The sequence below is a fragment of the Thiobacter subterraneus genome, assembly GCF_055379455.1.
On sequence record NZ_AP042402.1, the window covers coordinates 2523876 to 2537161 of the forward strand.

General features: G+C 66.6%; 15 protein-coding genes. 4 read left to right on the plus strand and 11 right to left on the minus strand.

Features of this window, described 5'->3' with window-relative positions; genetic code table 11:
• The first annotated feature begins 50 nt into the window (after nt 1–50).
• Entirely contained in the window at nt 51–287 is a 237-nt protein-coding gene (gene rpmB / locus ACZ42P_RS12440; RefSeq protein WP_464897854.1) for a 50S ribosomal protein L28, read from the plus strand.
• 25 nt (nt 288–312) lie between these two features.
• The gene (gene rpmG / locus ACZ42P_RS12445) at nt 313–480 is read left to right on the plus strand and encodes a 50S ribosomal protein L33 (RefSeq protein ID WP_464897855.1); all 168 of its coding nucleotides are present in this window, start codon (nt 313–315) and stop codon (nt 478–480) included.
• A 130-nt stretch (nt 481–610) separates the two neighbouring features.
• On the opposite strand, the gene ACZ42P_RS12450 is transcribed toward rpmG, so the two are convergent.
• The 5 genes from ACZ42P_RS12450 to ACZ42P_RS12470 form a co-directional block, all read right to left on the minus strand.
• A complete protein-coding gene (locus tag ACZ42P_RS12450; RefSeq protein ID WP_464897856.1) occupies nt 611–1747 on the minus strand; it encodes a DesA family fatty acid desaturase in 1137 nt (378 codons plus the stop codon).
• Between the two features lie 93 nt (nt 1748–1840).
• Nucleotides 1841–3106 (minus strand): mechanosensitive ion channel family protein, encoded by a 1266-nt coding sequence (locus ACZ42P_RS12455; protein ID WP_464897857.1) that lies wholly within the window; start codon nt 3104–3106, stop codon nt 1841–1843.
• 27 nt (nt 3107–3133) lie between these two features.
• Nucleotides 3134–3697 carry a phospholipase D family nuclease gene (locus ACZ42P_RS12460; RefSeq protein ID WP_464897858.1) on the minus strand — a complete coding sequence of 188 codons (564 nt, stop codon included), beginning with the start codon at nt 3695–3697 and terminating at the stop codon, nt 3134–3136.
• On the minus strand, nt 3694–5010 hold the full coding sequence (locus ACZ42P_RS12465) for an RsmB/NOP family class I SAM-dependent RNA methyltransferase (protein ID WP_464897859.1): 1317 nt from the start codon (nt 5008–5010) through the stop codon (nt 3694–3696). Before ACZ42P_RS12465 ends, ACZ42P_RS12460 begins: the two co-directional genes overlap by 4 nt.
• Nucleotides 5007–6074, minus strand: a complete 1068-nt coding sequence (locus tag ACZ42P_RS12470) for an AI-2E family transporter (RefSeq protein ID WP_464897860.1) — start codon at nt 6072–6074, stop codon at nt 5007–5009. Before ACZ42P_RS12470 ends, ACZ42P_RS12465 begins: the two co-directional genes overlap by 4 nt.
• Before the next feature lie 133 nt (nt 6075–6207).
• Between ACZ42P_RS12470 and ACZ42P_RS12475 the strand changes: the two genes are divergently transcribed.
• Complete coding sequence (locus tag ACZ42P_RS12475; RefSeq protein ID WP_464897861.1) at nt 6208–6618, plus strand: hypothetical protein; 411 nt, start codon at nt 6208–6210, stop codon at nt 6616–6618.
• A gap of 3 nt (nt 6619–6621) precedes the next feature.
• On the opposite strand, the gene ACZ42P_RS12480 is transcribed toward ACZ42P_RS12475, so the two are convergent.
• The 4 genes from ACZ42P_RS12480 to purM form a co-directional block, all read right to left on the minus strand.
• Entirely contained in the window at nt 6622–7404 is a 783-nt protein-coding gene (locus tag ACZ42P_RS12480; protein WP_464897862.1) for a DUF3108 domain-containing protein, read from the minus strand.
• 247 nt (nt 7405–7651) lie between these two features.
• Nucleotides 7652–8353: a DUF3108 domain-containing protein gene (locus ACZ42P_RS12485; protein WP_464897863.1), complete on the minus strand. Its 702-nt coding sequence runs from the start codon at nt 8351–8353 to the stop codon at nt 7652–7654.
• Nucleotide 8354: 1 nt separating this feature from the next.
• Nucleotides 8355–8990 (minus strand): phosphoribosylglycinamide formyltransferase, encoded by a 636-nt coding sequence (purN, locus tag ACZ42P_RS12490; RefSeq protein WP_464897864.1) that lies wholly within the window; start codon nt 8988–8990, stop codon nt 8355–8357.
• 10 nt (nt 8991–9000) lie between these two features.
• The gene (gene purM / locus ACZ42P_RS12495; RefSeq protein WP_464897865.1) at nt 9001–10047 is read right to left on the minus strand and encodes a phosphoribosylformylglycinamidine cyclo-ligase; all 1047 of its coding nucleotides are present in this window, start codon (nt 10045–10047) and stop codon (nt 9001–9003) included.
• An 81-nt stretch (nt 10048–10128) separates the two neighbouring features.
• On the opposite strand from purM, the gene hda reads away from it, so the two are divergent.
• Nucleotides 10129–10821 carry a DnaA regulatory inactivator Hda gene (gene hda / locus ACZ42P_RS12500; protein WP_464897866.1) on the plus strand — a complete coding sequence of 231 codons (693 nt, stop codon included), beginning with the start codon at nt 10129–10131 and terminating at the stop codon, nt 10819–10821.
• A 9-nt stretch (nt 10822–10830) separates the two neighbouring features.
• Here hda and trxA read toward each other — a convergent pair whose 3' ends face one another.
• Together trxA and ACZ42P_RS12510 are read right to left on the minus strand one after the other, a co-directional pair.
• Entirely contained in the window at nt 10831–11208 is a 378-nt protein-coding gene (trxA, locus tag ACZ42P_RS12505; protein WP_464897867.1) for a thioredoxin, read from the minus strand.
• A gap of 249 nt (nt 11209–11457) precedes the next feature.
• The gene (locus ACZ42P_RS12510) at nt 11458–13266 is read right to left on the minus strand and encodes an ABCB family ABC transporter ATP-binding protein/permease (RefSeq protein ID WP_464897868.1); all 1809 of its coding nucleotides are present in this window, start codon (nt 13264–13266) and stop codon (nt 11458–11460) included.
• Nucleotides 13267–13286 lie beyond the last annotated feature (20 nt).

Here is a 13286-nt window from a genome sequence, read left to right on the forward strand (position 1 = left end):
GCAAACTTCTGTATAGTTGCGGCTTTTTTCAGCCGAACAAGGGATTTGCCATGGCGCGCGTATGTAAAGTCACGGGCAAGGGGCCGATGGTCGGGAACAACGTCTCCCATGCCAACAACAAGACCAAGCGGCGCTTCCTGCCCAATCTGCAGTACCGCAAATTCTGGGTCGAGAGCGAAAACCGCTGGGTGCGCATGCGTGTCACCAACGCTGCCCTGCGCACCATCGACAAGAAGGGTATCGACGCCGTCCTCGCCGAACTGCGTGCGAAGGGCGAGCACATCTAAAGTCAGCACATCCGGGGATTGAATCATGGCGAAAGGCGGACGGGAAAAAATCAAGCTGGAGTCCACCGCGGGCACAGGCCATTTCTACACCACCACCAAAAACAAGCGCACCACCCCCGAGAAGCTGGAATTCAAGAAGTACGATCCGGTGGCGCGCAAGCATGTCCTGTACAAGGAAACCAAGCTGAAATAGGCGGCGGCTTCAATCGCCCCAGGAACCCGCCCGGTGTGATGCCCGGCGGGTTTTTTGTTGGTGTGCTCCGTGGCGCGCACCAAAGAAAAAGGCCAACCCGTGGGTTGGCCTCTGTGGAGGATGCGCCGCCTCAGGCGTAGGCGCGCAGGCGACGGGCGAACTGTTGCAGGGCTTCGATGCCGCTGGCTTCCGCCCGCTGGCACCAATCCTCCAGGCGTTTCAGCAGCTCTTCCTGGCTGGCGGTGGAGCGCGCCCAGATCGCGGCCAGTTCCTTGCGCATGGCGTAAATGGTGGCGAGCACGCGGCTGGAATGGAGCGCCTGCTCCAGGGTTTCGCGTTCCGGAGCCGGCAGCGCGGCCTCGTCCAGATGCAGCCACTTGCGGAAGGTCTTCACGTTGAGCTGCGGCAGGCGCAGCTTGCCGATCTCCTCCCGCACGATGGATTTGACGCTGTTCACGTAGCGCGCCATCACTTCGTAACGGTGGGTGATCACGGCCTGCAGGGTTGCTGCATCGGGCGTGGTTTTGCTGGGAATGATGCGTGGTTTGCCCGCCACCTTCTTCACCCGCGCCAGGCCCAGCATCTCCAGGATGCGGATGTAGAGCCAGCCGATGTCAAACTCCCACCACTTGGCCGACAGCTTGGCCGAGGTGGGGTAGGCGTGGTGGTTGTTGTGCAGTTCCTCGCCGCCGATGATGATGCCCCAGGGCACGATGTTGGTGGCCGCGTCATCCGAGGAGAAATTGCGGTAGCCCCAGTAGTGGCCGATGCCGTTGATCACGCCGGCGGCGGTGAAGGGAATCCAGGCCATCTGCACCGCCCACATGGTGATGCCGATGGGGCCGAACAGGACCACGTCGATGACGAACATGATGCCGATGCCGAGCACCGTGTGTTTGGAATAGAGATTGCGCTCGATCCAGTCATCAGGCGTACCCTTGCCGTATTTCTCCAGCGTCTCGCGGTTCTTGGCTTCCTTGCGGTAGAGCTCGGCGCCTTCCCACAGCACTTTCTTGAGGCCGAGGATCTGCGGGCTGTGGGGATCGTTCACCGTCTCGCACATGGCGTGGTGCTTGCGGTGGATGGCGGCCCACTCCTTGGTGACCATACCGGTGGTGAGCCACAGCCAGAAGCGGAAGAAATGGCTGGCGATGGGATGCAGATCCAGCGCCCGGTGCGCCTGGTGGCGGTGCAGGAAAATGGTGACGGAAGCGATGGTGATGTGGGTGAGCACCAGGGTGACCGCCACATAGCCCCACCAGGGCATTGAAATCAAACCAGAAAACATAAAAGCTGGATCCTTGCAGTTGAATGAGTCTTCGATTCTACCCGATCGCTTTCAAAAGACAAGAACATCCTGTTACGACGGGTTGAGGATGCGAACATCGCGGTGGGGGTAGGGAATTTCAATCCCCTCCGCCTGGAATCTTTTCCAGATCGCCAGGTTGAGTTCCGAACGCAGGTTGAGCTGGCCTTCCTCCGGGTCGCCGATCCACACCACCAGTTCCAGGTTGATGCCACTGTCGGCGAACTCGCGCAGAAAGGCGGCCGGCTCCCGGTGCCTGAGCACGCGGGGATGGGCCCGGGCCACCTCGATCATGATGGCCATGGCCTTCTCCACGTCACTGCCGTAGCCGACCTGTACCGGCAGATTCATGCGCAGCTCCCGGTCGCTGTAGGAATGGTTGACCACGACGGAGGAGACGAGTGTTTCGTTGGGAATCAGCGCTTCGGTGCCATCCATGGCTTTGAGCACGGTGTAGCGGGTGCTGATCTGGGTCACTTCACCATAGCGGTTGTCGATGGTGAGCAGGTCGCCGATGCGCACCGAGCGGTCCAGCAGGATGATGAAACCACTCACGTAATTGGCGGCAATCTTTTGCAGGCCGAAGCCCAGACCCACACCCAGGGCGCCGCCGAACACGGACAGAAAAGTGATGTCGATGCCGGCCAGGGGCAGGGCAATGATGACCGCGAGCAGCACCAGCAGCGCCCGCACCAGTTTGGCGAACACCAGCCGCAGGCTGGGATCCAGGTCCTCGCTGCGCATGAGGCGGTTGCCCACCAGGCGGCCGAGATAGAGGGCAAACAGCAGGGCGACCGCCACCGAGAGGACGCCCTGCAGCACCAGCAGCAGCGAGACCCGCTGGTGACCCATGCTGAAGCCGATCTCGTCCAGGGCCTGCAACACTTCCTGCGCCAGGCCCGTGAGGTGCAGGCCCAAACCGATGAGCACGGTCCAGGTGATGGTGTGTTCCAACAGCCGCAACATGCCGCTGGGCATGAACACGTAACGCAGGAGTTGCGAGGCCACCCGCATCACGGTGAGGGCGAGCAGCAGGGGAATCGCCACGTTGAGCAGCGTGGGGGCGAACCAGCCTTTCAGCGCGGCCCTGGCCAGAAGGAGCAGGAGCAGTGCGAGCAGCGGGGGCAGCGCGTGACGCAGCCCGTGCAGGGAGGGCTTGCTTGGGTCCGGAAGGGGCATGCGCCGGGTGAGGCGTTTGCCCAGGAACCAGGCCAGGCCCACGGCGAGGCCGATCGCTGCCAACTGCCAGAGCATGGCTGGTTGGTCCAGGTCGGCGGCCGCTTCCAGCAGCAGGTTGTGGACGGATTCAGTGCGGTTCATGGTGGGGCGGACGAACAAAAGAGGTTATCAGGGCCGGAAGGGGCGGGCATGCTCCCGGTGGCGCTGCCAGTTGGCGGCATAGGCTTGCGCCAGGGGCGCATTGCCGCGCAGGATGAGCACGTTCTCCGCATTCCTGAACTGTCCGGCATAGGTGAAATTCATGGATCCGGTGATCACCGTGGCAGCCTGGGTGCCCGGGTCGATCACCATCAGCTTGCTGTGGGCGGCGGCGTGCTGTTCGTCCAGCCATACCGGAATGCCGGCCCGCGCGAGCAGAGGAATGCGGCTGTTGTCCAGCTTGGCAGTCTGCTCCGCGTCAGCCACCACCTGCACATCCACGCCGCGCCGCTTCGCCTCGATGAGGGCGAAGGCGATCTCGTTGCTGGTGAAGCTGAAGGCCTGGACCAGGATGGTGCGGCGGGCCTGGCGAATGGCCTCGACCATGAGATGAATGGCATTGTCTTCCGGAGTGAAGGCGAGTTCGATGCTGCCGGTGGCCGGGAAACGCTGGCCCGCGCCGGCCCAGGCTGGCAGCGCAGCGGCTGCGGGCAGCAGAACGACGGCCAGGAATCGGCGTAACGCCCAACTCATGGCATGCGCTCCAGAACCGCGGCGAAAAAGCCATCGGTGCCATGGAGCACCGGCGACAGTCTGAGGTAGGGGCCGGTGTCGAGGGCAATGTGCTGGCGTGCCAGCACCTCGTTGGCCGGCACCAGCCGGAATTCGGGGTGTTGGGCCGTAAAGGCTGCCACGACGGACTCGTTTTCCTCCGGCAGGATGCTGCAGGTGGCATAGACCAGCCGTCCGCCCGGTTTCACCAGGCGGCTGGCGGCCTCCAGGATGCGCGCCTGCTTGGCGGCAAGCTCGGCGACGCTGTCCGGCGTCTGGCGCCATTTGAGATCCGGATTGCGGCGCAGCGTGCCCAGGCCGCTGCAGGGCGCGTCCACCAGGACCCGGTCGAACCTGCCTGCCAGGCGCTTCAGGCGTGCATCCCCCTCGTCCTGGATGAGCTGGGGATGGACATTGGACAGTCCCGAGCGGGCCAGACGGGGCTTGAGTTTGGCCAGACGCGCGGGAGAAACATCGAAGGCATAGAGCCGGCCCTGGGAATGCATGAGGGCACCCAGCAGCAGGGTCTTGCCGCCCGCGCCCGCGCAAAAGTCCGCCACCCGCTCGTGGCGGGTGGGCGCCAGCAGAAAACCCAGCAGCTGGCTGCCCTCGTCCTGCACCTCGATCGCGCCCTCTATGAACAGCGGATGGCGCTGGATCGCGGGCTTGCCGGGCAGGCGCAACCCCACTGGCGAAAACGGTGTGGGCGTCACCGCGAAACCCTCTGCGGCAAGCCGGGCCTGCACCGCTTCCCGGCTTGCCTTCAGGGTGTTGACGCGCAGATCCAGCGGCGCAGGCTGCTGCAGGGCGCGTCCCAGGGCGAGCACGGCGGCCTCGTCCAGCACCGTGCCCAGGCGTTCCACCACCCAGTCCGGCAGTTCCGCGCGCACCGCCAGGGGCGCATCCTCTGCGGACCGGGCGCGCAGGGCGGCCACCTGCTCGGCCTCGCCCGGCTCGAGCAGGGGGGCGAGCGCACGCAGGCTCATGCCCTGGATGCGGGTCAGGTAGGCAAGGAGCAGCAGCCGGGGTGCGCGCTGTCCCGCCACGTACTCCAGGACGCGCAGATGGCGCAGGATGCCGAACACCGTCTCCGCAATCACGTGACGATCCCGCGCGCCCAGGCGCGGATGGGCGCGCAGGTAGCGCGACAGCAGGGCATCGGCCGGCTGGGCGAAGCCCAGGGTCTCCCCGAGCAGCGCCTCCGCGTGCTTGAGCTGGGTGCGTGTCGGTCCCTTTGCCTCGCCGGGCACGGCCACCTGGGGCGGGCTTTGGCGGGAACGGGCACGCAGGCTCATGTCGCCTCCACCGTTTTGCCGCTGCTCCATTCCCGCAGCAGACTGTAGCTCACGGCGAGCAGGGTCGGGCCCAGGAACACGCCCAGGAAACCGAAGGCGGCGATGCCCCCCAGCACCCCGAACAGCACCAGGATGAAGGGCATGTCCGCCCCCTGGCTGATGAGATAGGGCTTGAGGAAATTGTCGATGCTGGACACCACCAAGGCCCCCCACAGGGCGAGAAACACTGCCATGCCCGTCTCACCCTGGAAATAGAGCCAGGCCGCGGCGGGGATCCACACCAGCGGCGGCCCCATGGGCACCACCGACAGGAAAAAGGTCAGCAGTCCCAACAGCAGCGCCCCGGGCACGCCCGCGATGAGAAAGCCCACGCCCGCCAGGATGCCCTGGGCGAGGGCGGTGCCCAGGATGCCATAGACCACCCCCGTGATGGTGCCGCCGGCCAGCCGCAGCAGACGCACGCCCCTGTCGCCCGCCACCCGTTGCACCGCGGTGGCGAGCCGGGCCGCGAGGGTGACGCCATCGCGATAGACGAAAAAGGCGACGAACACGGCCAGCACCAGCATGGCCACGCCATGCATCAGCGCCAGCCCCTGCTCCAGGACCCAGCGGGAGACGCCGGGCAGGGCAGCGCGTGCCTGCTGGATCAGGGAATCCGGCTGATCCACCGCCTGTTGCCAGGCATCGGCGATGCTCTTGCCCACCAGCGGCAGGTTGGCCAGCCACGCCGGGGGCTGCGTGGGCAGTTGGCTGAGGCTGGCCTGCAGGGTGGTGGACAGACGGCTCACGTTCTCGGCGAGACTCGCACCCACGATCAGGAACGGCACGACCAGCAACAGGCTCACCGCCAGACACATCAGCGTGGCAGCGAGGGTGCGGCGCTGCCCCAGCAGGGTGACCAGGCGCTGGAACACGGGCCAGGTGGCATAGCAAAGGATGGAGGCCCAAAGGAGGGCGGACAGAAAGGGCAGCAATACCAGCAGGGTGCCCAGCGCGAGCAGGAGGAGGGCCGCGACGAGGACGAGGGGCTCGATGGGCACACGGGGCGAGGCGGGAGCGGACATGGCAGAAGGCTAGGCAGGAAACGGGTTATTGTAACGACGAACGGCGGCTGGCGCCCACCGCAGGGGCTGCCCAATGGCCGGGCGAGGGCCGGCGTGCTACCCTTGCAGGCGGATGGCATGAGGGAGACGGCGCATGGATGCGACGGGCAAACGGGTGATGCGGGTGCTGACGGCCGCCGCGGTGCTGGCCCTGCTGCTGTTCGCCGCCTACACCTGGGTGGTGCTGCACTGGAGCTACTCCACGGGCGAGCGCGTCGGCTACGTGCAGAAGTTTTCCCGCAAGGGCTGGCTGTGCAAGACCTGGGAAGGGGAGATGGCCCTGGTGTCCATGCCGGGCACGGTGGCGGAAAAGTTCTACTTCACGGTGCGCGACGAGGCCGTGGCCGCGCGCATCAATGCCACCGCGGGCCAGCGCGTCGCCCTGGAATACGAACAGCACGTGGGCATCCCCAGCACCTGTTTCGGCGACACCCAGTATTTCGTCACGGGCGTGCGGGTGCTGGAAGCACCCAGCCTCCCCGGCGTGGTGCCTGCGCCCCGCTGAAGCCTACTCGGCGCGGATCTCCTCCACGAGCTGCTCGGCCACCTCTCCCTTGCGGTCGATGAAGCGCAGCTTCACCGGCAGGTAGCGGTAGTCCCGGGCCAGCCACAGTTCCAGGCCGTCCTCCCCGGGGCTGCGGACGCGTTCCAGACGTTCGGTGACCAAGGGACCCAGGGGCGTGTCCAGTGTTTCCTCCCCCGCCACGCGGTAGCGGTAGTGGTCGAACTTGCGACCGTTGGTCACCGCCAGCTCCAGCACGCCGGTGTGGGGGGCGGTGTAGGCAAGCTGGTAGAGCACCGAGAGCACGTCCTGGGCGCCGGCCGGCAGCGGCACCGTCTTCTCCTCGCCGGGACGGCCGAAGCGCAGGCTGCCCGCGCCCCAGTCGAAGCTGGCCGTTTCCGTGCGGTTTCCGGCCTGGCCGCGCTGGATCCAGAACAGTTGGGGCTTCAGGCCCTCCGCCACGAGTTCGCCGCGGCTCACCTGGATCAGGGTGCCCGGCACGAACAGGGAAAACAGGCCGCTGGCCCGGGCCAGGCTGGTGACGGTGTACTGGCCATCCGCCGCTTCCCAGTCGTGGGTCATGCGTCCCACCACCAGTCCCTGCTCTCCCTTGATCAAGGCGTAGCGAATTTGCAGGCGCGCCGGCAGCGGCGGGCGTGGCGCGGGCGTCGCCTCCGGGGCAGGCTGGTCGGCAACGGGGCCTGTCCCGGCTGCCGGCTCGGGCGGGCTTGCGGGCACCGTTTCCGACGGGTGCGCCACGCCGCTGGAAGCTTCTGCGGCCGGTTCCACCGGCACCGGCTTGGGCGCCGGGCGTGGCGCGGGGCGGTGCGGTTTGGGGCGCGAAAGAGGGGTGGGGCGTGCCGGGGGCGCTGGCGGGGAGGGCGCAGACACGGGTTCCAGCCGCGCCAGGAGCGGCCGGGAAAGCGTGGCTTCGGGCCATTGCGGGCCAGGCGCCAGCATCAGGGCAAGATGCAGGAGGAGGGACAGCCCCAAAGCCCAGAGCAGTCGGCGCGCAGGCGGTGTCACGGGGTGGGCGTCACTGGGACTCGAGGCGCGTGAGGGTCTGCTCCATGCGGGCACCGGGGCGGCCGTCCTTCGTTTCCTCGAACACCACCTTCACCGGCAGCTGGAAACGCTCGAGGGCCAACCACACGTCCGTGCCGTCTTCGTCCGGGGCATGCACACGGCTGAAGTGCACGGTGCGGAAGGTGCCGGCCGGCGTGGTGATGGTTTCCTCGCCCACCCGGCGGTAGTGGTAGCGGCTGATGCCGCGCCCGTTGCTCATGTCGAACACCAGCTCCGGCGCATCGAGTTTGAGGTACATGAACTGGTACATGAGACTCAGGCGATCCTGCAGCCCGGCAGGAATGGGCTGCGTGTGGGTCTCGCCGTCGTGCCTGAAGTGCGCGGTGCGCGTCTTCCAGTCGAAGTCGGCGATGATCCGCCTGTCTTCCCGGCTGCCCCGGTGATGCTCGAAATGCAGGGGCTTCAGCCCCGCGCGGGTGACCTGACCCTGGGAGAGGAAGCGGATGCTGTCCTGGCTCAACAGACGGAAGACGCCGAGGGCGCGGGTGGTGCTTTCGATGGAATAGCGTCCCCGGCTCTGGCTGAAGGTTTCCACCACCTCGGCCACTTCCTGGCCGTTGCGGCTGAGACTGTAGTGGAGGGTGAGACGCGTGGGCGCGGCCTGGGCGGCGACGGCAATGAGGAGCAGCAGCGCGGCGAGCCAGCGGGCCATGTCAGTTCCAGGGAACGAGCAGGGCCGCCTGGGGCGCCTCCACCCCGTGCACCTGCACGCGGCCTTCCGGCGTGAGCTGGATGCGTCCTTCCAGGAACCAGCGGATCACCCGGGGATAGAGACGGTGTTCCTGTTCCAGCACGCGCGCGGCCAGGCTGTCTGCGGTATCGTCTTCCCGCACCGGCACCGCGGCCTGGGCGATGATGGGACCATGATCCACCGTCGGGGTGACGAAGTGCACGGTGCAGCCGTGGATGCGCACCCCTGCGGCCAGGGCCCGGTTGTGGGTGTCCAGGCCTGGGAACAGGGGCAGCAGGGAAGGATGGATATTGATCAGGCGGCCCTGGTAATGGATGACGAAACCGGGTGTCAGCACGCGCATGAAGCCCGCGAGCACCACCAGGTCGGGCGCGTGTTCGTCGATGGCGGCCTGCAGTGCTGCGTCGAAATCCTCGCGCCGGGCATGCCCCCGGTGATCCACCACGCGGGTGACGATGCCCCGTTCCCGGGCGAAGGCGAGCCCCGCGGCCTCCGGGTTGTTGCTGATCACCGCGGCCACGCGTGCCGGCAGCCCGGCGTCGACAATGGCGCGCAGATTGCTGCCACGCCCGGAGATGAGGACGACCAGGGATTTCACCGCGCAGTGTTCACTGGATCACGGTCTGGGGTTGGCCGGGCTTGCGCGCGGCGATACGGCCCAGCTCGAACACGGTCTCGCCGGCGTCTTCCAGGACGCGGCGCGCCGTTTCGGCGTCCTGGGGGGCCACCACCAGCACCATGCCGATGCCGCAGTTGAAGGTGCGGTACATTTCCCGGTCCTCCACGTTGCCCGCCGCCTGCAGCCACTGGAAGATGGGCGGCACGTCCCAGGCATGACGGTCGAGCATGGCGGTGAGGTCGTCGGCCAGGATGCGCGGAATGTTCTCCAGCAGGCCGCCGCCGGTGATGTGGGCCATGCCTTTCACGGTCACGCGCTTAAGCAGCGCGAGCACCGGTTTGACGTAGATGCGCGTGGGCTCGAGCAGGGTCTCACCCAGGCTGCGGCCGTGGAAGTCTGCCGCGAGGTCGGCCCCCGTGGTTTCCAGCAGCTTGCGGATCAGGGAATAGCCGTTGGAGTGGGGTCCGCTGGAGGCCAGGCCGAGCACTGTGTCGCCCACGGCAATGTCGCGGCCGGTGATGAGGCGGCTCTTTTCCACCGCGCCCACCGCGAAACCGGCGAGGTCGTATTCGCCCGGCGGATACATTCCCGGCATCTCCGCCGTTTCGCCGCCGATCAGGGCGCAGCCGGCCAGCTCGCAGCCCCGGGCGATGCCCTTGACCACGTCCGTGGCGGTGGCCACGTCCAGCTTGCCGCAGGCGAAGTAGTCGAGGAAGAACAGGGGCTCTGCGCCCTGCACCAGAATGTCGTTGACACTCATGGCCACCAGATCGATGCCCACGGTGTCGTGGCGGTTCATCCGGAAGGCAAGCTTGAGCTTGGTGCCCACGCCATCGGTGCCGGAAACCAGCACCGGTTCCCGGTACTTGCCCGTGAGTTCGAACAGGGCGCCGAATCCGCCGATGCCGGCCAGCACTTCGGGTCGCAGGGTGCGGCGTGCCAGGGGCTTGATGTTTTCGACCAGGGCATCGCCGGCGTCGATGTCCACCCCGGCGTCACGGTAGCTGATGGAACGGCTGGAATCGGAGGTGTTCAAGGTTGAGTTCCCGTGGACCGGTCGCTAAAGTGTGACATTAAGCGAAGAAGCGGCATTCTACCGCAAAAGCCGTCCCGACCCATGAAACAGCTCGTCCTGCAGCTCGCGCCGCCGGCGCCCCCCACCCTGGACAACTTCGTCACCGGACCCAATGCCGAGACCGTGGCGGCCGTGCGCGCCCTGCTGGACGGCAGTGCCGGCGAGCGCTTTCTCTATTTGTGGGGCGGGCGGGGCTGCGGCAAGACGCACCTGGCGACGGGTTTCGTTTCGGCCGCGAGCGCCCTGGGCCTGCGGGCGGCCCTGGTGCGCGCAGGCCAGGACACGCTGGACGCCGGCGCGCTGGCTGCTTGCGACGCGGTGGTGGTGGAGGACGTGGCACGGCTCGACGATGCCGCCCAGGTGGCGCTGTTCGATCTGGTCAACCGGCTGCGCGAGGGCACGGGCCTCATGCTGGTGACGGGCTGCGTGCCGCCCATGCGCCTGCGCCTGCGGCCCGAGCTGGCGACCCGTCTGGGCCAGGGCCTCATCTATCAGGTGCACTGCCTGTCGGACCGGGACAAGGAACAGGCCCTCATCGCCCGTGCCCGTGCGCGCGGCTTCACCCTGGCGCCGGAGGTGGCCGCCTATCTGCTGCGCACCTGGCGGCGCGACCTGCCTGCGCTCATGACGCTGCTGGATGCCCTGGACCGCCATTCCCTGGTGGTGAAGCGGCCCATCACCTTGCCCCTGGTGCGCGACCTGCTCGCCACCCTGGCGGACGGCGAGAGGTCCTGAGGGACTGTTTCAGGCCTTGCCGGAGGCCGCCTGCTCGGCGGCGATCTCCGCGCGCACCTGGTCCATGTCCAGGGCCTTGGCGCCCTGCACCACCTGTTCCAGCGCCTGGGCGGGCAGCGCCCCTGCCTGGGAGAACAGGATGATCTGCTCCCGGAACACCATCAGGGTGGGAATGGAGCGGATCTGGAAGTAACCGGCCAGCTCCTGTTCTTCCTCGGTGTTCACCTTGGCGAACACCACGTCCGGATATTTTTCCGAGACGGCTTCATAGACCGGGGCGAAGGATTTGCACGGGCCGCACCAGGGTGCCCAGAAATCCACGATCACCAGATCGTTGTTGAGGACGGTTTGCTCGAAATTGTCTTTGGTCAGTTCCACGGTGGCCATGCTGTTTGCTCCGGAGTGAGGTTGAAGGGGCTGCTGAAAAGGACGGGAAAGCGGGCTTCCAGGCCACCGCAGCGCTCATGGGCGTGCTGCTGCGCCTCTCACCAGGCGTTCCGGTCGGTATCCGTCGGCTCGTTGCGTGCGCTACGGCTGTCGACACCTGCCGGTGCGGGGCGGCGGAAGGCTGCAGGCAGTCCCGGCCGGATTATCCCGCAAATTCCCGCGGGAAGCCAAAGCCGGCAGGCGGCCGGGTCACAGGGCGGCGGCCACGGCTGCGCGTCCGTCCGCATCCTCCTGCTGCTGCAGCGCCCACATGTGGGCGTAGAGGCCGTTCCTCTCCAGGAGTTCCCGGTGTGTGCCGGATTCCACGATGCGGCCGTGATCCATTACCAGGATGCGGTCCGCGTCCACCACGGTGGACAGGCGGTGGGCGATCACCAGCGTGGTGCGGTTTTCGGCAATGCGCCTGAGCTCCGCCTGGATGGCCTTCTCGGACTTGGAATCCAGGGCCGAGGTGGCCTCGTCGAAGATGAGGATCCTGGGGTTCTTGAGGATGGCGCGGGCGATGGCCACACGCTGCTTCTCGCCGCCCGAGAGCTTGAGTCCCCGCTCGCCGACGATGGTGTCGTACTTATCCGGCAGGCTTTCGATGAAGTCGTGGATGTGCGCGGCCCGCGCCGCGGCGATGACTTCCTCGCGGCTGGCATCGGGGCGCCCGTAGGCGATGTTGTAGTAAATGGTGTCGTTGAACAGCACCGTGTCCTGGGGCACGATGCCGATGGCGGCACGCAGGCTTTTCTGGGTCACGTCGCGGATGTCCTGGCCGTCGATCAGGATGCGGCCGCCGGTCACGTCGTAGAAGCGGAACAGCAGGCGCGACAGGGTGGACTTGCCGGCACCGCTGTGGCCCACCACTGCCACCGTCCTGCCGGGCGGCACCACGAAACTCACGTCGAACAGGATCTGGCGGCGCGGCTCATAGGCGAAATCCACGTGCTCGAACCGGATCTCGCCGGCGCTCACCCGGAGGTCCGGGGCGCCGGGCTTGTCCTTCACTTCCGCGTTGACTTCCAGCAGGCCGAACATCTTTTCCATGTCCGCGAGGGAATGCTTGATCTCGCGATAGACGAAGCCGAGAAAGTGCAGCGGCAGGTAGATCTGGATCATGTAGGCATTGACCAGCACCAGATCCCCCAGGGTCATGGTGCCTGCCATCACACCCTGGGCGGCGAGGAACATCAGGATGGTCACGCCCACTGCGATGATCAAGCTCTGGCCGGCATTGAGGGCGGCGAGCGAGGTCTGGTTGCGTACCGCGGCCTTTTCCCACACCTGCAGGCTCTCGTCATAGCGGCGCGTCTCGAACGCCTCGTTGCTGAAATACTTGACGGTTTCGTAGTTGAGCAGGCTGTCGATGGCACGGGTGTTGGCCTTGGAGTCCATGTCGTTCATGGTGCGCCGGAACACCATGCGCCATTCGGTCACGAACAGGGTGAAGGCCACGTACACCACCAGGGTGGCGAACACCACCAGGGCGAAGCGGATGTCGTAATTGGCGATGAGGATGGCGGCCACCAGCCCGATTTCCACCAGGGTGGGCAGAATGTTGAACAGCATGAAGTTGAGCAGGAAGCCAATGCCGCGCGTGCCCCGCTCGATGTCGCGCGACACGCCCCCGGTCTGGCGCTCCAGATGGAAGCGCAGCGACAGGGCGTGCAGATGGCTGAATACCTTGAGGGCCACGCGGCGGATGGCGCGCTGGGTGACCTTGGCGAACACGGCATCGCGCAGTTCGCCAAACAGGGTGCTGGCGAAACGCAGGGCCCCGTACCCGAGCAGGAAGGCCACCGGCAGCACGATCTCCGGCCGCGGCTTGTCCAGGGCGTCCACGATGTGCTTGAGGGCGAGGGGCACCGCCACGTTGGCCACCTTGGCCAAAAGGAGCAGGGTGAGCGCGAGCGCCACCCGCCAGCGGAATTCCCAGAGATAGGGCAGCAGGGTGCGGATGGTTTTCCAGTCGTTGCGGTTTTTCGGAGCGGGTCCGTAGTGTTGGATGCGCATGTCGGAATTACGTCAGCTTG

Excerpts from the sequence above, each read along its gene's own strand:
- rpmB (WP_464897854.1), top strand. The coding sequence starts at position 51 with ATGGCGCGCGTATGTAAAGTCACGGGCAAGGGGCCGATGGTCGGGAAC.
- rpmG (WP_464897855.1), top strand. The coding sequence starts at position 313 with ATGGCGAAAGGCGGACGGGAAAAAATCAAGCTGGAGTCCACCGCGGGC.
- ACZ42P_RS12450 (WP_464897856.1), bottom strand. The coding sequence starts at position 1,747 with ATGCCCTGGTGGGGCTATGTGGCGGTCACCCTGGTGCTCACCCACATC.
- ACZ42P_RS12455 (WP_464897857.1), bottom strand. The coding sequence starts at position 3,106 with ATGAACCGCACTGAATCCGTCCACAACCTGCTGCTGGAAGCGGCCGCC.
- ACZ42P_RS12460 (WP_464897858.1), bottom strand. The coding sequence starts at position 3,697 with ATGAGTTGGGCGTTACGCCGATTCCTGGCCGTCGTTCTGCTGCCCGCA.
- ACZ42P_RS12465 (WP_464897859.1), bottom strand. The coding sequence starts at position 5,010 with ATGAGCCTGCGTGCCCGTTCCCGCCAAAGCCCGCCCCAGGTGGCCGTG.
- ACZ42P_RS12470 (WP_464897860.1), bottom strand. The coding sequence starts at position 6,074 with ATGTCCGCTCCCGCCTCGCCCCGTGTGCCCATCGAGCCCCTCGTCCTC.
- ACZ42P_RS12475 (WP_464897861.1), top strand. The coding sequence starts at position 6,208 with ATGGATGCGACGGGCAAACGGGTGATGCGGGTGCTGACGGCCGCCGCG.
- ACZ42P_RS12485 (WP_464897863.1), bottom strand. The coding sequence starts at position 8,353 with ATGGCCCGCTGGCTCGCCGCGCTGCTGCTCCTCATTGCCGTCGCCGCC.
- hda (WP_464897866.1), top strand. The coding sequence starts at position 10,129 with ATGAAACAGCTCGTCCTGCAGCTCGCGCCGCCGGCGCCCCCCACCCTG.
- trxA (WP_464897867.1), bottom strand. The coding sequence starts at position 11,208 with ATGGCCACCGTGGAACTGACCAAAGACAATTTCGAGCAAACCGTCCTC.
- ACZ42P_RS12510 (WP_464897868.1), bottom strand. The coding sequence starts at position 13,266 with ATGCGCATCCAACACTACGGACCCGCTCCGAAAAACCGCAACGACTGG.